Here is a 19,864-nt window from a genome sequence, read left to right as displayed (position 1 = left end):
TCAGCCCTCCTGCGCTGAGCTGTCCGATCCGGCCGGAGCCGGAGTGGCCGGCGCGGCGCTAGCCGGCGCGGCCTGGTCGTTCGTGGCCTCGGCCGGGGTGCCGGCGAACTCCGCCGCCGCCGCGCGCCCGGCCTCGGTGCCGCCGGCGGTGGTGCCGGACGAACCGGACCGCCCACGACGCGGCCGCTCGGGCCGGTCACTACGGTCGCGACGCGGACGGGCCGGACCGGTCTCGGCCGGAGCTTCCCGACCGGGTACGGCGTCACCCTTGTAGATCCACACCTTCACGCCGATCCGGCCGAAGGTGGTCCGCGCCTCGAAGAAGCCGTACTCGATGTTGGCCCGCAGCGTGTGCAGCGGCACCCGACCCTCGCGGTAGAACTCGGTACGGCTCATCTCCGCGCCGCCGAGGCGGCCGGAAACCTGCACCCGGATTCCCTTGACGATCGGGTTCTTCATCGCCGACTGCATCGACTTGCGCATCGCCCGACGGAAGCTGACCCGGCTGGAGAGCTGCTCGGCCACAGCCTGTGCGACGAGCTGCGCGTCCGACTCGGGGTTCTTCACCTCGAGGATGTTCAGCTGCACCTGCTTGCCGGTCAGCTTCTCCAGCTCGCCACGGATCCGGTCGGCCTCCGCGCCCTTACGGCCGATGACGATGCCCGGCCGTGCGGTGTGGATGTCGACCCGGACCCGGTCCCGGGTGCGCTCGATGTCGACCTTGGAAATGCCGGCCCGCTCCAAGCCCTTGGACATCATCCGGCGGATCTTGACATCCTCGCCGATGTAGTCCTTGTAGAGCTTGTCCGCGAACCAGCGGGACTTCCAGTCGGTCGAGATGCCAAGCCGGAACCCAATCGGGTGAACCTTCTGACCCATTACTCGGCACCTTCCGTCTTGCTCTGCGTGTCGGCAGCCTCGGCCTCGGTGGCCGGCGCGACCTTGGCCGGTGCGGCCTTCTTCGCCCCGCCCCGCTTCGGCGTGGCTGGCGCGACCGCCTCGACCACGATCGTGATGTGGCTGGTCCGCTTGCGGATCCGGTACGCCCGGCCCTGCGCCCGCGGCCGGAACCGCTTCATCGTCGGGCCCTCGTCGACGTACGCCTCGCTCACGAGCAGCGCGTCGGGGTCCAGCCGCTCGTTGTTCTCGGCGTTGGCGATCGCACTCGCGAGCACCTTGTAGACCTGCTCGCTCGCAGCCTGCGGCGCGAACTGGAGCACCGTGAGCGCCTCCTTCGCGGGCAGGCCGCGGACGAGGTTGACCACCCGGCGAGCCTTCGTCGCCGAGATGCCCACGTGCCGCGCAACCGCCCGCGCGCCCGGAAGCACCGGAGCGTCGCCCTTAACTGGCATCGCTGAAACCCCTTGATCCTTTATCCGTGGCCCGGCTCAGCGCCGGCGACTCTTCCGGTCGTCCTTCTCGTGACCCTTGAACGTGCGGGTCAGCGCAAACTCGCCGAGCTTGTGCCCGACCATCGCCTCGGTGACGAACACCGGAACGTGCTTGCGCCCGTCGTGCACGGCGATCGTGTGTCCGAGCATGTCCGGAATGATCATCGAACGCCGGGACCACGTCTTGATGACGTTCTTCGAGCCCTTTTCGTTCTGTACTTCCACCTTCTTGAGCAGGTGGTCGTCGACGAACGGGCCCTTCTTCAAGCTGCGAGGCATGTCTACCTAACTCCCTTAGCCGCGCTTGCGGGTCGCGTAGCGGCGGCGGACGATCAGCCGGTCGCTCGGCTGGCCCTTACGACGGGTGCGGCCCTCGGGCTTACCCTGCGGGTTCACCGGGTGACGACCACCGGACGTCTTGCCCTCGCCACCACCGTGCGGGTGGTCGACCGGGTTCATCGCGACACCACGGACGGTCGGGCGCTTGCCCTTCCACCGCATGCGGCCGGCCTTGCCCCAGTTGATGTTTGACTGGTCGGCGTTGCCGATCTCGCCCACGGTCGCCCGGCAGCGCACGTCCACGCGCCGGATTTCACCGGACGGCATACGCAGCGTGGCGTACGCGCCCTCGCGACCCAGCAGCTGGATGCCGACACCGGCCGAGCGGGCCATCTTGGCCCCGCCGCCCGGACGCAGCTCCACGCAGTGGATGGTGGTACCCACCGGGATGTTGCGCAGCGGCAGGTTGTTGCCCGGCTTGATGTCGGCGGTCGGGCCCGACTCCACCGCGTCGCCCTGCTTCAGGTCCTTCGGCGCCACGATGTAGCGCTTCTCGCCGTCGGCGTAGTGCAGCAGCGCGATCCGCGCGGTGCGGTTCGGGTCGTACTCGATGTGCGCGACCTTGGCCGGCACGCCGTCCTTGTCGACCCGCTTGAAGTCGATCAGCCGGTACTGCCGCTTGTGCCCACCGCCGTGGTGCCGGGTGGTGATCCGGCCGTGGGCGTTACGCCCACCCTTCTTCGGCAGCGGAGCCAGCAGCGACTTCTCGGGAGTCGACCTGGTGATCTCGGCGAAGTCGGCGACGCTGGAGCCACGTCGGCCAGGCGTCGTCGGCTTGTATTTACGGATTGCCATTGTCTACACCCCTCAGCTGACCGGGCCGCCGAAGGCCTCGATGCGGTCGCCGTCAGCCAGCTTCACCATCGCGCGCTTCGTGGCCTTGCGCTGGCCGAACCCGTTACGGGTCCGCTTGCGCTTGCCCTCGCGGTTCAGCGTGTTGACCGTCAGGACGCGCACGTCGAAGATCTGCTGGATAGCGATCTTGATCGCGGTCTTGTTCGCGTCCGGGTGCACCAGGAAGGTGTACCAGTTACGGTTCAGCTCGCTGTAGCTCTTCTCGGAGACGACCGGCGCGACGATGATGTCCCGCGGGTCGGCGATCGTTGTCACTTCTCGTCGCCCTCACTTCCGGACTCGTCCGCACCCTGTGCCGCCGCCGGAACCCGCAGGAACTCGTCCAGCGCGTCCCGGGTGAAGATCACGTCGTCGGCCACCAGCACGTCGTACGTGTTGAGCTGGCCGGCCTCGATCAGGTGCACCCGCGGCTCGTTGCGCAGCGAGAGCCAGTTGATCTCGTCGGTCCGGCTCAGCACGACCAGGACCCGCTTGGCCTCGGTCAGCTTGGTCAGCGTGGCCAGGGCCGCCTTGGTCGACGGCTTCTCGGCACCGACGAACGACTCCACCACGTGCACCTGGCCAGCGCGCGCCCGGTCCGACAGGGCACCGCGCAGCGCGGCGGCCTTCATCTTCTTCGGGGTCCGCTGGCTGTAGTCACGCGGCACCGGGCCGTGGACGACGCCACCACCGGCGAACTGCGGCGCGCGGATCGAGCCCTGACGGGCGCGACCGGTGCCCTTCTGCTTGTACGGCTTCTTGCCGCCACCGGCGACCTCGCCGCGGGTCTTCGCCTTGTGCGTGCCCTGGCGCGCGGCGGCCAGCTGGGCCACCACGACCTGGTGCATCAGCGAGAGGTTCGCCTGCACGTCGAAGATGCTGTCGGGCAGCTCGACCGAGCCGCTCTTGCCACCCTCGACGGTGCGCACGTCAACGGAGGTCACTTCGCCACACCGCCCTTCTTCGCCTGCGCCTTGGCCGCGGAACGAACCAGCACCAGGGCGCCCTTGGGGCCCGGGATGGCGCCGCGGACGAGCAGCAGGTTCTGCTCGGCGTCGACCGCCTGGATCACCAGGTTCTGCACGGTGAAGCGACGCGCGCCCATCCGACCGGCCATCTTCACGCCCTTGAAGACGCGACCGGGGGTCGCGCAGGCGCCGATGGAACCGGGCGAGCGGTGCTTGCGCTCGACACCGTGGCTGGCGCGCAGGCCGTGGAAGCCGTGCCGCTTCATGACACCGGCGAAGCCCTTGCCCTTGGTCCGGCCGGTCACGTCGATCGACCCGCCCGGGGCGAAGGAGTCGACGGTCACCTCCTGACCGAGCTCGTACTCCGACGCGTCGGCCGTGCGCAGCTCGACGATGTGCCGCCGGGGGGCCACACCGGACTTCGCGAAGTGCCCGGCCCGCGGCTTCTTGACCTTGCGCGGGTCAACTACGCCGTACGCCAACTGGATCGCGGAGTACCCGTCCTTGTCGGTGGTACGGACCTGGCTCACGACGCACGGGCCGGCCTGCACCACGGTCACGGGGACAACGCGGTTGTTGTCCCAGACCTGGGTCATGCCGAGCTTGGCGCCCAGGATGCCCTTAACTTGCCTGTCCATTAGTCCGGTCCCTACAGCTTGATCTCGATGTCGACGCCAGCCGGCAGGTCGAGGCGCATGAGCGAGTCGACCGTCTTCGGGGTCGGGTCGATGATGTCGATCAGACGCTTGTGCGTGCGCATTTCGAAGTGCTCGCGCGAGTCCTTGTACTTGTGCGGCGAACGGATCACGCAGAAACGGTTGATCTCCGTGGGCAGCGGCACCGGGCCCGCGACCTGCGCCCCGGTGCGCGTCACCGTCTCCACGATCTTCCGCGCCGAGGAGTCGACGACCTCGTGGTCATAGGCCTTGAGCCGGATGCGGATCTTCTGTCCCGCCATGGTGGCTTCTGTTCCTTCTCTCGATGCCGCTGTCTTGCGGGTGCTCACCACCTGGTAGAGCCCCACTTCGCCGACCCCCGCGGTCGGGCGTGTCGCGCTCCGGGATCAGACTCCGCCCGGGGTTACCCGAGGCGATCTGACCTTCGCGGGTCGGTCGAGGCGTCCGTCATGCAAAACATGGTGCGGACGCCGTGCGAGGGTGGTTGACCACTGTGGCGGTCAACCACCCTACGCGCGACTCTTCGTCGACGCCTACCCGGGACTCCCGGGCACGCGCCAACAAACGGTCGGTACGCAACCTGAGTAGTATGCCGTACTACCGACGGCAACGCTAATCGGGGTTACCTTTTACTTAATGATCTTCGTGACGAACCCGGCGCCGACCGTCCGGCCACCCTCACGAATCGCGAACTTGAGGTTGTCCTCCATCGCGATGGGCTGGATGAGCTTGACGGACATCGTCGTGTTGTCGCCCGGCATGACCATCTCGGTGCCCTCGGGCAGCGTGACAACGCCGGTAACGTCCGTGGTCCGGAAGTAGAACTGCGGACGGTAGTTCTGGAAGAACGGGGTGTGCCGTCCACCCTCTTCCTTCGAGAGGATGTAGACGGTCGCCTCGAACTCGGTGTGCGGGGTGTTCGACCCCGGCTTCACCACGACCATGCCACGCTCGACCTCGTCGCGCTTGGTACCGCGCAGCAGGAGGCCGACGTTCTCGCCTGCGCGAGCGTCCTCCAGGGTCTTGCGGAACATCTCGATCGCGGTGACCTTGGTCTTGAAGCTCTTCTCCTTGATACCGACGAGCTCAACATCCTCGTTCGGCAGGAGAACGCCACGCTCGACCCGGCCGGTGACGACCGTGCCACGACCGGTGATCGTGAACACGTCCTCGACCGGCATCAGGAACGGCTTGTCGGTCTCGCGAGCCGGCTGCGGGATCGAGGTGTCGACCGCGCTCATCAGGTCCATGAGCTTGTCGGTCCACTCCGGGTCGCCCTCGAGCGCCTTCAGCGCCGAGACGCGGACGACCGGCAGGTCGTCGCCCGGGTACTCCTGGTTCGAGAGCAGCTCCCGAACCTCGAGCTCGACGAGCTCAAGGAGTTCCTCGTCATCGACCATGTCGCTCTTGTTCAGCGCCACGACGATGTACGGCACGCCAACCTGGCGGGCCAGCAGCACGTGCTCGCGGGTCTGCGGCATCGGGCCGTCGGTCGCCGCGACCACCAGGATCGCGCCGTCCATCTGCGCGGCACCGGTGATCATGTTCTTGATGTAGTCGGCGTGACCGGGGCAGTCAACGTGCGCGTAGTGCCGCGCCTCGGTCTGGTACTCGACGTGTGCGATCGAGATCGTGATGCCGCGGGCCTTCTCCTCCGGCGCCTTGTCGATCTCGTCGAACGGCGTGTACGGGTTCAGGTCGGGCATCTTGTCGTGCAGGACCTTGGTGATGGCCGCCGTCAGCGTCGTCTTACCGTGGTCGATGTGACCAATGGTGCCGATGTTGACGTGCGGCTTAGTCCGCTCGAACTTCGCCTTCGCCACTGGTGTCCTCCTGTGGACTTCTTGGTTCGTACGCCCGGCACGCCATTCGGCGTTCAGGACTCTGTCGACAGCCTTACCGACCGATTTCCGGCCGGGAAGTACTTGGGTCTTGCGGCGGTGAAACCTTCAGGCCTGGTCTCTTGCAGCCCGGCCCGGGCAGACCGCGGGCGAGATTACCCGCCCGTGGCCCTAGCGGTATCACCGGCCCGGCATCGGGCGAGCGAAGCGTCTCCGCTCACTCACCCGTCGCCTTCGCGATGATCTCCTTCGCGACGCTCGCGGGAACCTCGGCGTAGGAGTCGAACTGCATGCTGTAGCTAGCCCGGCCCTGGGTCTTCGACCGCAGGTCGCCGACATAGCCGAACATCTCCGACAGCGGCACCAGGGCGCGGACGATGCGAGCACCGCTCCGCTCCTCCATGGCCTGGATGATGCCGCGGCGGGAGTTGATGTCGCCGATGACGTCACCCATGTTTTCCTCAGGGGTGGTGACCTCGACGGCCATCATCGGCTCGAGCAGTGCGGGATCGGCCTTGCGGGCCGCTTCCTTGAGCACCATCGAGCCGGCGATCTTGAACGCCATTTCGGACGAGTCGACCTCGTGGTACTGCCCGTCGAGCAGCGTCAGCTTCAGGCCGACCAGCGGGTAACCGGCCAGGGTGCCGTACTGCATGGCGTCCTGGGCGCCGGCGTCCACCGACGGGATGAACTCCCGCGGGATACGACCACCGCTGACCGCGTTCACGAACTCGTACGTCGGCTGGTCGTTGCCGAGCGGCAGCGGCTCGAGGCTGACGATGACCCGGGCGTACTGACCCGAACCACCGGTCTGCTTCTTGTGCGTGTGCTCGACCTTGTCCACCTTGCGGCGGATGGTCTCGCGGTACGCCACCTGCGGCTTGCCGATGTTGGCCTCGACGTTGAACTCGCGGCGCATCCGGTCGACCAGGATGTCCAGGTGCAGTTCGCCCATGCCGGAGATGACCGTCTGGCCGGTCTCCTCGTCGAGCCGGACCCGGAAGGTCGGGTCCTCCTCGGCCAGCCGCTGGATCGCGGTGCCGAGCTTCTCCTGGTCGGACTTGGTCTTCGGCTCGATCGCCACGTTGATGACCGGCTCCGGGAACGTCATCGATTCCAGGATGACCGGGTTCGCCGGGTCGGAGAGCGTGTCACCGGTGGTGGTCTGCTTCAGACCCTGGACCGCGATGATGTCGCCGGCCTGGGCCGACGGACGCTCTTCCCGCTTGTTGGCGTGCATCTGGTAGATCTTGCCGATCCGCTCCTTGCGGTCCTTGGTGGAGTTGACCACCTGGGAACCGGACTCGAGCGTGCCGGAGTAGACCCGCACGTAGGTGAGCTTGCCGAGGTGCTTGTCGGTCTGGATCTTGAAGGCCAGACCGGCGAACGGCTCGCTGTTCGAGGGCTTGCGCAGCAGGACGGTCTCGCCGTCGGTCGCGGTGCCCTCGACGGCCGGGATGTCCAGCGGCGACGGCAGGTAGTCGACCACGGCGTCGAGCATCGGCTGGACGCCCTTGTTCTTGAACGCCGAACCGCAGAGCACCGGGTTCGCCTTGCCCGCGATCGTGGCCCGCCGGATGGCGGCCTTGATCTCGTCGACGGTGATGTCCTCACCCTCGAGGTACTTCTCCATCACCGAGTCGTCGACGTCGGCCAGCGTCTCCAGCAGCTTGTCGCGCCACTCGGCGGCGGACTCGGCGAGGTCGGCCGGGATCTCCTCGATCGCGTAGTCCTCGCCCTTCTGGGTCTCGCCACGCCAGGTCAGCGCGCGCATCCCGATCAGGTCGACGACACCGATGTGGTCACCCTCGAGCCCGATCGGGATCTGGAGCACCAGCGGGGTGGCGTTCAGCCGGTCGATCATCATCTGCACGCAGCGGAAGAAGTCGGCACCGGTCCGGTCGAGCTTGTTGACGAAGCACATCCGGGGAACGTTGTACTTGTCCGCTTGGCGCCAGACGTTCTCGGTCTGCGGCTCGACACCGGCGACCCCGTCGTATACCGCGACCGCACCGTCCAGCACCCGCAGCGACCGCTCGACCTCGACCGTGAAGTCGACGTGGCCGGGCGTGTCGATGATCTGGATCGTGTGGCCATGCCACTCACACTTGGTGGCGGCGGAGGTGATGGTGATCCCCCGCTCCTGCTCCTGCTCCATCCAGTCCATGACGGCGGCGCCCTCGTGGACCTCGCCGATCTTGTACGTGATGCCGGTGTAGAACAGGATCCGCTCGGTGGTCGTGGTCTTACCAGCATCGATGTGCGCCATGATGCCGATGTTGCGTACCTTGGCGAGCGCGTCTGCGGCGGCCACTTCAATCCCTACTTATCGTCGTCTCGACAACCTGGTCGTGCCGCCGCCCTGCGGCGGCGGCACGAGGCGTGTTACCAGCGGTAGTGCGCGAAGGCCTTGTTCGACTCGGCCATCTTGTGCGTGTCCTCGCGCCGCTTGACGGCGGCACCGAGGCCGTTGCTCGCGTCGAGCAGCTCGTTCATCAGGCGCTCGATCATCGTCTTTTCCCGACGCGCCTTGGAGTACGTGACCAGCCAGCGCAGACCGAGGGTGGTCGCCCGGGCCGGGCGCACCTCGACCGGCACCTGGTAGGTCGCGCCACCGACCCGGCGGCTGCGCACCTCCAGGGTCGGCTTCACGTTGTCCATCGCCCGCTTGAGGGTGACTACCGGGTCAGTGCCCGACTTCTCCCGGCAGCCCTCAAGGGCGCCGTAGACGATGCGCTCGGCGAGCTGACGCTTGCCACGAAGCAGGATCTTGTTCACCAGCTGGGTGACCAGCGGCGAGTTGTATACCGGGTCGGCGACCAACGGCCGGCGCGGAGCGGGTCCCTTACGCGGCATGTCAGCTCTTCTCCTTCTTCGCGCCGTAACGGCTGCGCGCCTGCTTGCGGTTACGAACGCCCTGGGTGTCCAGCGAGCCGCGGACAATCTTGTAGCGCACGCCGGGGAGGTCCTTCACCCGGCCGCCACGAACCAGCACGATCGAGTGCTCCTGCAGGTTGTGCCCGACGCCGGGAATGTACGCGGTCACCTCGATCTGGCTGCTCAGCTTCACACGGGCGACCTTGCGCAGCGCCGAGTTCGGCTTCTTCGGGGTAGTGGTGTAAACACGCGTGCACACGCCGCGCCGCTGCGGGCTGCCCTTCAGCGCGGGCGTCTTGGTCTTCGTTGTCTTAGCCTGGCGGCCCTTTCGGACCAACTGCTGAATGGTGGGCACCGGGTTTTCCGCTCCCTCCGACCGCCTGCCCGGCGGTCGCGCCTTGGTCGTAGTCGCCCGGGTGGGTGACTCTCCTACATTCCGAACCGAACCCGTCCGTGGATGGCTCCGGCACCCGCGGTCGGGCGTGTCGCCCGTCCGCGGTCCCGCTGCGCGCTTTCGCCCGCACCGGTTTTATCCGGTCAGCGAGCGGTGCCCGCCGACCTCTTCGACTGTGTCGTGACGCTGCTCGATGGCCGGATACCGGCTCGGGAGCACGCACGAGTTGCCCGGGCGAGCCCGGGCACGAGGGGAAGGGTACCTACCAGAAGCACCCAGGTCAAAACGGGGGTTCCCCGAAGAGCCGCTCCCGGCTCCCCGGCCCGTTCCGCCCGTGCGCCCGCAGCAGGCACCACTAGCAGCAAGTGTACCGGCCCCGCAGGGATTCGGCCCGGCCGGCCCCCGGACCAGGGCCGGCACCGGCTCAGCTGAGCTGTAGGAGCACCGCCAGCCCGAACGCGACCACGGTCAGCGTGAGCCCCGCCGCACCGCACCAGATCCCGGAGACCGCCAGCCCGGTGCCGACGAACCGGACCCCGGACGAGGGCGCGTCGGGTCGGGTCTGCCGCCGCCCGAGCACACCGAGCATGATCGCCGCGCCGCCGAGCAGCCCGCCCAGGACCCCGAAGGCCCCGGCCACCCAGGCACCCCACCCCTCACCCGCCCCGAACAGCCCGAAGCAGAGCACCAGCAGCGACACCAGGATGCCCGCGATGCCGGCGGCCAGCGCGCCGACCGCCAGCCCGGAGGTGATCGGCGGCACATCCAGGTAGGCCAGGCCGAACGGCGTACCGGGAACGGGGTCGACCCGGCGGGGTGGGCGCCACGTCTCGCGCGGGGGCTGGGGCACCGGGGCCGGTCCGCCGGGGCCGGCCGGCGGCGGCATGGTCGACGGAAAACCCGACGACGGGTACGCCGGTGGCCGGCTCCCCGGTCCCGAGGGTGGCCGCGCCTCTTCCGTCACCGACGTCCCCCTCCGACAGCCATGTTCCCCGGGGCGCGGACCGGAGCGGTCCTCCCACGGGTCCTCACACTCTAGGCGGTGTCCCGCCGGGGCGGCGCGCTAGTCGATGGTGGGGGCGAAGTCCTGGCCGCCGGGCGTGCCGGCGAGGTGCAGCAGCCCGATCACGGCCACCACCAGCGCCGTGGCGACGGCGAGCGTGATGCCGGCCCGGGCCAGACGCTCGCCCCGGTGCAGCAACGCGGCGCCGGTCAGGTAGCCGGCCGAGGCGTACGCCTCCCGGCGCGCCTGCCGTGCCAGCAGCAGTGCGACCGTGGCCGGCACGATCCCACCGAGGAACACCCCGGTGAGCGCGGCCACCAGGCCCAGCGCGAAGACCGCCCGCGCCTTCGTCGAGCGCACCGGGTCCGGGTCGAGCGGGTGCCGCAACAGCGGTCCGGGCAGGGTCACCGGCGTCATCTCCACCCGGCCAGCCTACAAACAGGCGGGCGCCCCACGCGCCGTGAGTACGACACGTGAGGCGCCCGGACCCGTTCTGGTTAGCGGTACGACCCGAAGTCGAAGTCGTCCAACGGAACCGCCTGCCCGCTGGCCGGCCCGAAACCGTAGTCGGTCTCGGGGTACCCGGTCATCGAGTAGACCTTGGCCTTCGCCTCCTCGGTCGGCTCCACCCGGACGTTGCGGTACTTGCTGATGCCGGTACCCGCCGGGATGAGCTTTCCGATGATGACGTTCTCCTTGAGACCGATGAGCGAGTCACTACGGGCGTTGATCGCCGCGTCGGTGAGCACCCGGGTGGTCTCCTGGAAGGAGGCCGCCGACAGCCACGAGTCGGTGGCCAGCGATGCCTTGGTGATACCCATCAGCACCGGCCGACCGGCCGCGGGCTCGCCGCCCTCGGAGACGAGCCGGCGGTTCTCCGACTCGAACAGCGCGCGGTCGACCAGCACGCCCGGCAGGAACTCGGTCGCACCGGAGTCGATCACCGTGACCCGCTTGAGCATCTGGCGGATGATGATCTCGATGTGCTTGTCGTGGATCAGCACACCCTGCGAGCGGTAGACCTCCTGGACCTCCTGGGTCAGGTGGACCTGGACCGCGCGCGGGCCGAGGATGCGCAGGAGCTCGTGCGGGTCGATGGTGCCCTCGGTGAGCTTCTGCCCGACCTCGACGTGGTCGCCGTCGTGGGCCCGGAGCTTGACCCGCTTGGAGATCTTGTCGTACACGATCTCCTCGCTGCCGTCGTCCGGCACCACGATGATCTTGCGCGACCGCTCGCCGTCCTCGATCCGGATGCGACCGGGGGTGTCGGCGATGGGCGCCTTACCCTTCGGCACCCGGGCCTCGAAGATCTCCTGCACACGCGGCAGACCCTGGGTGATGTCCTCACCCGCGACACCACCGGTGTGGAAGGTACGCATGGTCAGCTGCGTACCCGGCTCGCCGATGGACTGGGCGGCGATGATGCCGACCGCCTCGCCGATGTCGACCGACTTACCGGTCGGCAGCGAACGGCCGTAGCAGGCCGCACAGACCCCGAGCTTGGACTCGCAGGTGAGCACGGAGCGCACCCGGACCGTCTCGACACCGGCCTCGACGATCTTGTCCACCAGGATGGAGTTGAGGTCCATCCCCCGCTCGGCGACCACGTTGCCGTCGGCGCCCTTGATGTCGTCGGCCAGGGTACGGGCGTGCACGCCGGTCTCGGCGTGCGTGTGCACCACCAGCTTGCCGCCGAGGAACTCGCCGACCTGCATGGGGATGGCACGGTCCGTACCGCAGTCCTCCTCGCGGATGATCACGTCCTGCGAGACGTCCACCAGACGACGGGTCAGGTAACCCGAGTCGGCGGTACGCAGCGCGGTGTCGGCCAGACCCTTACGGGCACCGTGCGTGGAGATGAAGTACTCCAGTACGGACAGACCCTCCCGGTAGCTGGCCTTGATCGGCCGCGGGATGATCTCACCCTTGGGGTTGGCCACCAGGCCACGGATCGCGGCGATCTGGCGCAGCTGGAGCAGGTTACCGCGAGCACCTGAGTTGATCATGACCCAGAGCGGGTTCTCCTGCGGGAGCGCGGTCTCCATCTCCTTGGCGACCTCGTTGGTCGCCTTGGTCCAGATCTCGATGAGCTCGCCGCGACGTTCCTCGGCGGTCATCAGACCCCGCTGGTACTGCTTGTCGATCCGGTCGGCTTCCTTCTCGTACCGCTCCAGGATCTCCGGCTTGCGCGGGGGCGCGATGACGTCCTGCATACCGATCGTCACGCCGGACCAGGTGGCCCAGTGGAAACCGGCCTCCTTGAGCCCGTCGAGGGTCGCGGCCAGCGCCACCTTCGGGAACCGCTCGGCGAGATCGTTGACGATCGCGGAGAGCTGACCCTTGCGGATCTCGTAGTTCACGAAGCGGTAGCCCTGGGGCAGGGTCTCGTTGAACAGCACCCGACCCAGCGTGGTCTCCACGGTGAGCGCCTCGCCCTGGACCCAGCCCTCCGGCTCGGTCCACTTCGGCTGGCCCGCCCCGTTGTCGACACCGATCACGCCGTGCAGACGGATCTTGATCGGGGTCTGCAGGTGCAGCTCACCGTTGTCGAAGGCCATCCGGGCCTCGGCGTCCGAGCTGAACGCCCGACCCTCGCCGACCTCACCGGGGGTGAGGTGGGTCAGGTAGTAGAGCCCGATCACCATGTCCTGGGTCGGCATGGTCACCGGCTTGCCGTCGGCCGGCTTGAGGATGTTGTTCGACGACAGCATCAGGATCCGCGCCTCGGCCTGGGCCTCGGCGGAGAGCGGCACGTGCACCGCCATCTGGTCACCGTCGAAGTCCGCGTTGAACGCGGTGCAGACGAGCGGGTGGATCTGGATCGCCTTACCCTCGACCAGCTGCGGCTCGAAGGCCTGGATGCCGAGACGGTGCAGGGTCGGCGCCCGGTTGAGCAGCACCGGGTGCTCGCCAATGACCTCTTCCAGCACATCCCAGACGACCGGCCGCTGCCGCTCGACCATCCGCTTCGCGGACTTGATGTTCTGCGCGTGGTTGAGGTCGACCAGCCGCTTCATCACGAACGGCTTGAACAGCTCCAGCGCCATCTGCTTGGGCAGACCGCACTGGTGCAGCTTGAGCTGCGGGCCGACGACGATGACCGAACGGCCGGAGTAGTCGACGCGCTTGCCGAGCAGGTTCTGACGGAACCGGCCCTGCTTGCCCTTGAGCATGTCGGAGAGTGACTTCAGCGGGCGGTTACCCGGACCGGTGACCGGCCGGCCACGGCGGCCGTTGTCGAACAGCGCGTCGACGGCCTCCTGCAGCATCCGCTTCTCGTTGTTCACGATGATCTCCGGCGCGCCCAGGTCGATCAGGCGCTTGAGCCGGTTGTTCCGGTTGATCACCCGGCGGTAGAGATCGTTGAGGTCCGAGGTCGCGAACCGGCCACCGTCGAGCTGCACCATCGGGCGCAGGTCCGGCGGGATCACCGGTACGCAGTCGAGGACCATGCCGAGCGGCGAGTTGCGGGTGTTCAGGAACGCCGCGACCACCTTCAGCCGCTTGAGCGCCCGGATCTTCCGCTGACCCTTGCCGGACCGGATGATCTCGCGGAGGTTCTCCGCCTCGGCGTCGAGGTCCATGTTCTGGACCAGCGCCTTGATCGCCTCGGCACCCATGCCGCCGGTGAAGTACTCACCGAACCGGTCCCGCAGCTCCCGGTAGAGCAGCTCGTCCGTGACCAACTGCTTCGCGTCCAGCTTGCGGAAGGTGTCGAGCACCTCGTCCAGCCGGTCGATCTCGCGCTGCGCCCGGTCGCGGATCTGGCGCATCTCGCGCTCGCCGCCCTCTTTGACCTTGCGGCGCACATCGGCCTTGGCACCCTCGGCCTCGAGATCGGCGAGGTCGGCCTCCAGCTTGGCGGCCCGCTTCTCGATCTCCGAGTCGCGGCTGTTCTCCGACTGACGCTTCTCGGCCAGGATCTCGTTCTCGACCGTGGACAGGTCGCGGTGACGTGCCTCGGTGTCGACGCTCGTGATCACGTACGATGCGAAGTAGATGATCTTTTCGAGGTCCTTGGGAGCCAGGTCGAGCAGGTAGCCCAGCCGGCTCGGGACGCCCTTGAAGTACCAGATGTGGGTGACGGAGGCAGCCAGTTCGATGTGGCCCATCCGCTCACGACGCACCTTGGAGCGAGTCACCTCGACGCCGCAGCGCTCACAGATGATGCCCTTGAACCGGACTCGCTTGTACTTACCGCAGTAGCACTCCCAGTCCCGCTGCGGACCGAAGATCTTCTCGCAGAAGAGCCCGTCCTTCTCCGGCTTCAGGGTGCGGTAGTTGATCGTCTCGGGCTTCTTAACCTCGCCGTGCGACCACTGGCGGATGTCGTCCGCGGTAGCCAGGCCAATGCGCAACTCGTCGAAGAAGTTGACGTCGAGCACGTTATGTATCCCTCGTGTCGTGTCGTACTTACTGCTTGGCTTCCGTTGGGGCTGGAGGTCGGACGAGCCGACCCCCAGCCCTCAACCTCAAACTTCCTCGACCGAGCTCGGCTCGCGCCGGGACAGGTCGATGCCAAGTTCCTCCGCCGCCCGGAAGACCTCGTCGTCGGTCTCGCGCATTTCCAGGGCCACGCCGTCGCTGGAGAGCACCTCAACATTCAGGCAGAGCGACTGCAGCTCCTTGAGCAGCACCTTGAACGACTCCGGGATACCCGGCTCGGGAATGTTCTCGCCCTTGACGATCGCCTCGTAGACCTTGACCCGGCCCAGAACGTCGTCGGACTTGATCGTCAGCAACTCCTGCAGGGCGTAGGCGGCGCCGTACGCCTGCATCGCCCAGCACTCCATCTCGCCGAACCGCTGGCCACCAAACTGCGCCTTACCACCCAGCGGCTGCTGCGTGATCATCGAGTACGGGCCGGTCGACCGAGCGTGGATCTTGTCGTCGACCAGGTGGTTCAGCTTCAGGATGTAGATGTAGCCAACCGCGATCGGGCTCGGCAACGGCTCGCCGGAACGACCGTCGAACAACTGTGCCTTACCGCTCGCCCCGATCAGCTGCTTGCCGTCCCGGTTGGGCAGGGTCGACGAGAGCAGACCGGCGATCTCCTCCTCGCGGGCACCGTCGAAGACCGGCGTCGCGACGTTGGTGTCCGGCACCGAGGAGTCGGCGTCGATCGAGCGCAGCTGACGCTTCCAGTCGGCGTCGTCACCCTCGACCTGCCACCCGGTCTTGGCCACCCAGCCAAGGTGGGTCTCCAGCACCTGACCGATGTTCATCCGGCTCGGCACACCGAGCGGGTTGAGCACGATGTCGACCGGCGTGCCGTCCTCCAGGAACGGCATGTCCTCGACCGGAAGGATCTTGGAGATGACACCCTTGTTGCCGTGCCGGCCGGCGAGCTTGTCGCCGTCCTGGATCTTCCGCTTCTGGGCCACGTAGACGCGGACCAGCTCGTTGACCCCCGGCGGCAACTCGTCGCCGTCCTCGCGGGAGAAGGTACGCACACCGATGACCGTGCCGGTCTCGCCGTGCGGCACCTTCAGCGAGGTGTCCCGGACCTCACGCGCCTTCTCACCGAAGATCGCGCGGAGCAGACGCTCCTCCGGGGTCAGCTCGGTCTCGCCCTTCGGCGTGACCTTGCCGACCAGGATGTCGCCGGGTACGACCTCCGCACCGATCCGGATGATGCCGCGCTCGTCGAGGTCGGCGAGCATTTCCTCGCTGACGTTCGGGATGTCGCGGGTGATCTCTTCCGGGCCCAGCTTGGTGTCGCGGGCGTCGACCTCGTGCTCCTCGATGTGGATCGAGGTGAGGGCGTCCTGCTGGACGAGGCGCTGCGACAGGATGATCGCGTCCTCGTAGTTGTGCCCCTCCCAAGGCATGAACGCGACGAGCAGGTTTCGCCCGAGCGCCATCTCGCCCTCGTCGGTGCACGGACCGTCGGCGATGACCTGGCCGGCCTCGACCCGATCGCCCTCGAAGACGACCGGCTTCTGGTTGACGCAGGAGCCGGCGTTGGAGCGACGGAACTTGTGCAGCAGATAGGTACGACGGTGGCCGTCGTCCTGGTGCACCGTCACGTAGTCGGCGCACAGGTCCTCGACCACACCGCCGACCTCGGCGACGACCACGTCACCGGCGTCGACCGCGGCACGGTACTCCATGCCGGTTCCGACGAGCGGCGCCTCCGCCTTGACCAGCGGCACCGCCTGGCGCTGCATGTTCGCGCCCATCAGTGCCCGGTTGGCGTCGTCGTGCTCGAGGAACGGGATCATGGCGGTCGCGACCGAGGTCATCTGCCGCGGCGAGACGTCCATGTAGTCGACCGCGGTGGGGGCGACGTAGTCGACCTCACCGCCCTTCCGACGGACCAGGACCCGGTCCTCGGCGAAGTGACCGTCGGCCCGCAACGGGGCGTTGGCCTGCGCCTTGACGAACCGGTCCTCCTCGTCCGCGGTGAGGTAGTCGATCTGGTCGGTGACCTGACCCTCGACGACCTTGCGGTACGGCGTCTCGATGAAGCCGAACGGGTTGACCCGCCCGAAGGTGGACAACGCACCGATCAGGCCGATGTTCGGGCCTTCCGGCGTCTCGATCGGGCACATCCGGCCGTAGTGCGACGGGTGCACGTCCCGGACCTCGAAGCCGGCCCGCTCACGGGAGAGACCACCCGGGCCGAGCGCGCTCAGCCGGCGCCGGTGGGTGAGACCCGCCAGCGGGTTGGTCTGGTCCATGAACTGGGACAGCTGCGACGTACCGAAGAACTCCTTGATCGCCGCCACCACCGGGCGGATGTTGATCAGGGTCTGCGGCGTGATCGCCTCGACGTCCTGGGTGGTCATCCGCTCGCGGACGACCCGCTCCATCCGGGAAAGACCAACCCGGACCTGGTTCTGGATCAGCTCGCCCACGGTACGCAGACGCCGGTTGCCGAAGTGGTCGATGTCGTCGGCCTCGTAGCCGTCCTCACCGGCGTGCAGCCGGCAGAGGTACTCCACGGTGGCGACGACGTCGTCCTCGGTCAGCGTGCCGGTGGTGATCGGCACCTGCAGTTCGAGCTTCTTGTTGAACTTGTACCGGCCGACCTTGGCTACGTCATACCGCTTCGGGTTGAAGAAGAGGTTGTCGAGCAGGGTCTGGGCGTTCTCGCGCGTCGGCGGCTCACCCGGCCGGAGCTTGCGGTAGATGTCGAGCAGCGCCTCGTCCACCCCGGCGATGTGGTCCTTCTCCAGGGTGGTCATCATCAGCTCGGACCAGCCGAACCGCTCGCGGATCTGCTCGCCGGTCCAACCGATCGCCTTGAGCAGGACGGTGACGGCCTGCCGGCGCTTACGGTCGATGCGGACACCGACCGTATCTCTCTTGTCGATGTCGAACTCCAGCCAGGCACCCCGGCTCGGGATGACCTTGACGCTGGAGAGGTCGCGGTCGGAGGTCTTGTCCGGCTGCTTGTCGAAGTAGACGCCCGGAGACCGGACGAGCTGGCTGACCACGACGCGCTCGGTGCCGTTGATGATGAAGGTGCCCTTCGGCGTCATCATCGGGAAGTCACCCATGAACACCGTCTGGCTCTTGATCTCGCCAGTGGTGTTGTTGGTGAACTCCGCGGTCACGAAGAGCGGAGCACAGTAGGTCAGATCCTTCTCCTTGCACTCCTCGATCGAGGCCTTGACCTCGTCGAAGCGCGGAGCGGAGAAGGACAGGGACATAGTGCCGGAGAAGTCCTCAATCGGGCTGATCTCGTCGAGGATCTCCGCGAGACCCGAGCGTGCGTGCGGGTCGTCGGCCGACCGGCCCTGCCAAGCCTCGTTGCCGACCAGCCAGTCAAAGGACTCGTTCTGGATGGCGAGGAGGTTGGGGACCTCGAGGTGTTCGGTAATCCTGCCGAATGAGATTCGGCGGGGCGCGAATGCGCTCGACGTACGACTGGTCTTCGCAGGGCGGGAAGCTGCCAAGATGCGTCCTTCCGAGGACCGGTGCTGCAGAACGGCTGTTTCGCGTGCACTCCAATGACCCCACTAGAAATATCCACAATCGGACATTCCGAGCAGGGGTCAAGTCGGAAGGCAGCGCAAACTAGCAGTGTAGCCGAGCGGCTAACCGCTGTCCAGCCCGGCACGGCAGGGCGTTGCGAAACGTGCCGAGGCCCGAGGCCGCCACGCGTTCAGATACGCGCTCGCACGTCTTTCGCACGCTCCCCGCAGGGCCACCAGGAGCGTCGCCGGCGGGTGCCGACAGCACGACCCAGGTGATGGCCGTAGCAAGCGCGGAAGGTCTTGCTTGTGTCAGCGTGCCTGCCGGTGCCCTGCCCCGTCAAGGGCTGGAACCCCGGTCAAGCAACGTCTTTCCCCCGACAGTGCCGGTCCACGCCCCACCCGGCAGCCGGGCCGGCGCGCCAAATCCCTGATCACCTGCTGTCAGCAGACAGCAGCGGGCGGCGATCCGATCTCGGACCGCCGCCCACGACGACGCGGTGTGCGTCAGCTCACGTACGCGGGTGGTGCTGGCGCCAACGCCACCCGGAACCGTGCGCCGGGTGGAACTACTTGAGGGTGACCTTCGCGCCCTCGGCCTCGAGCTTGGCCTTGGCCTTGTCCGCGGTCTCCTTGTTGACCTTCTCGACGACAGCCTTGGGGGCGGCCTCGACGAGGTCCTTGGCCTCCTTCAGGCCCAGGCCGGTCAGCTCACGCACGACCTTGATGACCTGGATCTTCTTGCCGCCGTCAGCCTCCAGGATGACGTCGAACTCGTCCTGCTCCGGCTCCGCCTCGGCGGCCGGGCCGGCCGGGCCGGCAACGCCAACGGCGACCGGAGCGGCGGCGGTGACCTCGAAGGTGGTCTCGAACTGCTTCACGAACTCCGACAGCTCGATCAGCGTCATTTCCTTGAACGCGTCGAGCAGCTCGTCGGTGCTGAGCTTCGCCATGGCTGGCGTCCTTTCCTCGTACTTTCGAAAGTTGATCGGGTGCGCTCGAGCCGGCCGTCAGGCCGCCTCGGCGCCCTCCTTCTCGCGCTTGTCCTGCAACGCCGCAGCCAGGCGGGCGGTCTTGGACAGCGGCGCCTGGAACAGCGCCGCGGCCTTGCTCAGGTTGCCCTTCATCGCGCCGGCCAGCTTCGCCAGCAGCACCTCACGGGACTCGAGGTCGGCGAGCTTGGTGACCTCTTCCGCGGAGATGGCCCGACCCTCGAAGACGCCACCCTTGATGACGAGCTTCGGGTTGGCCTTCGCGAAGTCCCGGAGGCCCTTCGCCGCCTCGACGACGTCGCCGCCGACGAAGGTCAGCGCGGTAGGACCGGTGAACAGCTCGTCGAGACCCTGGATACCAGCGTCCGTCGCAGCGCGCTTGGCCAGCGTGTTCTTGGTGATCGAGTAGGTCGTGTCCCGACCCAGCGAGCGCCGCAGCTGAGTCAGCTGGGCGACCGTCAGGCCGCGGTACTCGGTCAGCACGGTGGCACCCGAGCTACGGAAGCTCTCGGTGAGTTCGGCGACGGCCGTGGCCTTGTCGGCCCGAACCGGCTTGTCCGCCATGTCCCTCCTCTCTCATTGCTAAAGGCTGGTTACCTTCGTGAAAGGTAGGAAGGAACCGCAGC

18 protein-coding genes are annotated in these 19,864 nt (G+C 67.5%); all 18 read right to left on the bottom strand.

Annotated elements, in window-relative coordinates; genetic code table 11:
- The gene (gene rpsC, locus ACZ6QQ_RS35075; RefSeq protein ID WP_465882205.1) at positions 1 to 879 is read right to left on the bottom strand and encodes a 30S ribosomal protein S3; all 879 of its coding nucleotides are present in this window, start codon (positions 877 to 879) and stop codon (positions 1 to 3) included.
- A complete protein-coding gene (gene rplV, locus ACZ6QQ_RS35070; RefSeq protein ID WP_326561092.1) occupies positions 879 to 1,352 on the bottom strand; it encodes a 50S ribosomal protein L22 in 474 nt (157 codons plus the stop codon). The genes rpsC and rplV overlap by 1 nt, the downstream gene beginning before the upstream one ends.
- A gap of 36 nt (positions 1,353 to 1,388) precedes the next feature.
- Complete coding sequence (rpsS, locus tag ACZ6QQ_RS35065; RefSeq protein ID WP_465882203.1) at positions 1,389 to 1,670, bottom strand: 30S ribosomal protein S19; 282 nt, start codon at positions 1,668 to 1,670, stop codon at positions 1,389 to 1,391.
- Between the two features lie 15 nt (positions 1,671 to 1,685).
- Entirely contained in the window at positions 1,686 to 2,525 is an 840-nt protein-coding gene (rplB, locus tag ACZ6QQ_RS35060) for a 50S ribosomal protein L2 (RefSeq protein ID WP_465882202.1), read from the bottom strand.
- A gap of 12 nt (positions 2,526 to 2,537) precedes the next feature.
- On the bottom strand, positions 2,538 to 2,840 hold the full coding sequence (gene rplW / locus ACZ6QQ_RS35055) for a 50S ribosomal protein L23 (RefSeq protein WP_329107134.1): 303 nt from the start codon (positions 2,838 to 2,840) through the stop codon (positions 2,538 to 2,540).
- The gene (rplD, locus tag ACZ6QQ_RS35050; protein WP_465882201.1) at positions 2,837 to 3,508 is read right to left on the bottom strand and encodes a 50S ribosomal protein L4; all 672 of its coding nucleotides are present in this window, start codon (positions 3,506 to 3,508) and stop codon (positions 2,837 to 2,839) included. Before rplD ends, rplW begins: the two co-directional genes overlap by 4 nt.
- Positions 3,505 to 4,170 (bottom strand): 50S ribosomal protein L3, encoded by a 666-nt coding sequence (rplC, locus tag ACZ6QQ_RS35045; protein ID WP_465882200.1) that lies wholly within the window; start codon positions 4,168 to 4,170, stop codon positions 3,505 to 3,507. Before rplC ends, rplD begins: the two co-directional genes overlap by 4 nt.
- Positions 4,171 to 4,181: 11 nt before the next feature.
- Entirely contained in the window at positions 4,182 to 4,490 is a 309-nt protein-coding gene (rpsJ, locus tag ACZ6QQ_RS35040; protein WP_007073037.1) for a 30S ribosomal protein S10, read from the bottom strand.
- 348 nt (positions 4,491 to 4,838) lie between these two features.
- Entirely contained in the window at positions 4,839 to 6,032 is a 1,194-nt protein-coding gene (gene tuf / locus ACZ6QQ_RS35035) for an elongation factor Tu (protein ID WP_326561097.1), read from the bottom strand.
- 235 nt (positions 6,033 to 6,267) lie between these two features.
- Positions 6,268 to 8,364, bottom strand: a complete 2,097-nt coding sequence (gene fusA, locus ACZ6QQ_RS35030; protein WP_465882198.1) for an elongation factor G — start codon at positions 8,362 to 8,364, stop codon at positions 6,268 to 6,270.
- Between the two features lie 71 nt (positions 8,365 to 8,435).
- Entirely contained in the window at positions 8,436 to 8,906 is a 471-nt protein-coding gene (gene rpsG, locus ACZ6QQ_RS35025; protein ID WP_121158400.1) for a 30S ribosomal protein S7, read from the bottom strand.
- Between the two features lies 1 nt (position 8,907).
- Complete coding sequence (rpsL, locus tag ACZ6QQ_RS35020) at positions 8,908 to 9,282, bottom strand: 30S ribosomal protein S12 (RefSeq protein ID WP_007465318.1); 375 nt, start codon at positions 9,280 to 9,282, stop codon at positions 8,908 to 8,910.
- 463 nt (positions 9,283 to 9,745) lie between these two features.
- Positions 9,746 to 10,171 carry a hypothetical protein gene (locus ACZ6QQ_RS35015; RefSeq protein WP_465882196.1) on the bottom strand — a complete coding sequence of 142 codons (426 nt, stop codon included), beginning with the start codon at positions 10,169 to 10,171 and terminating at the stop codon, positions 9,746 to 9,748.
- A gap of 213 nt (positions 10,172 to 10,384) precedes the next feature.
- Positions 10,385 to 10,741: a hypothetical protein gene (locus ACZ6QQ_RS35010; RefSeq protein WP_465882232.1), complete on the bottom strand. Its 357-nt coding sequence runs from the start codon at positions 10,739 to 10,741 to the stop codon at positions 10,385 to 10,387.
- Positions 10,742 to 10,821: 80 nt separating this feature from the next.
- Positions 10,822 to 14,709, bottom strand: coding sequence for a DNA-directed RNA polymerase subunit beta' (locus ACZ6QQ_RS35005; RefSeq protein WP_465882194.1), 3,888 nt, complete (start codon positions 14,707 to 14,709; stop codon positions 10,822 to 10,824).
- An 87-nt stretch (positions 14,710 to 14,796) separates the two neighbouring features.
- Complete coding sequence (gene rpoB / locus ACZ6QQ_RS35000; protein ID WP_465882193.1) at positions 14,797 to 18,228, bottom strand: DNA-directed RNA polymerase subunit beta; 3,432 nt, start codon at positions 18,226 to 18,228, stop codon at positions 14,797 to 14,799.
- Positions 18,229 to 18,815: 587 nt separating this feature from the next.
- A complete protein-coding gene (rplL, locus tag ACZ6QQ_RS34995; protein WP_465882192.1) occupies positions 18,816 to 19,199 on the bottom strand; it encodes a 50S ribosomal protein L7/L12 in 384 nt (127 codons plus the stop codon).
- Between the two features lie 57 nt (positions 19,200 to 19,256).
- Positions 19,257 to 19,802 (bottom strand): 50S ribosomal protein L10, encoded by a 546-nt coding sequence (gene rplJ / locus ACZ6QQ_RS34990; protein WP_465882190.1) that lies wholly within the window; start codon positions 19,800 to 19,802, stop codon positions 19,257 to 19,259.
- Positions 19,803 to 19,864: the final 62 nt, after the last annotated feature.

It is taken from the genome of Micromonospora sp. NPDC049529 (assembly GCF_055586685.1).
This window is presented reverse-complemented; position numbering and strand designations above follow the sequence as displayed.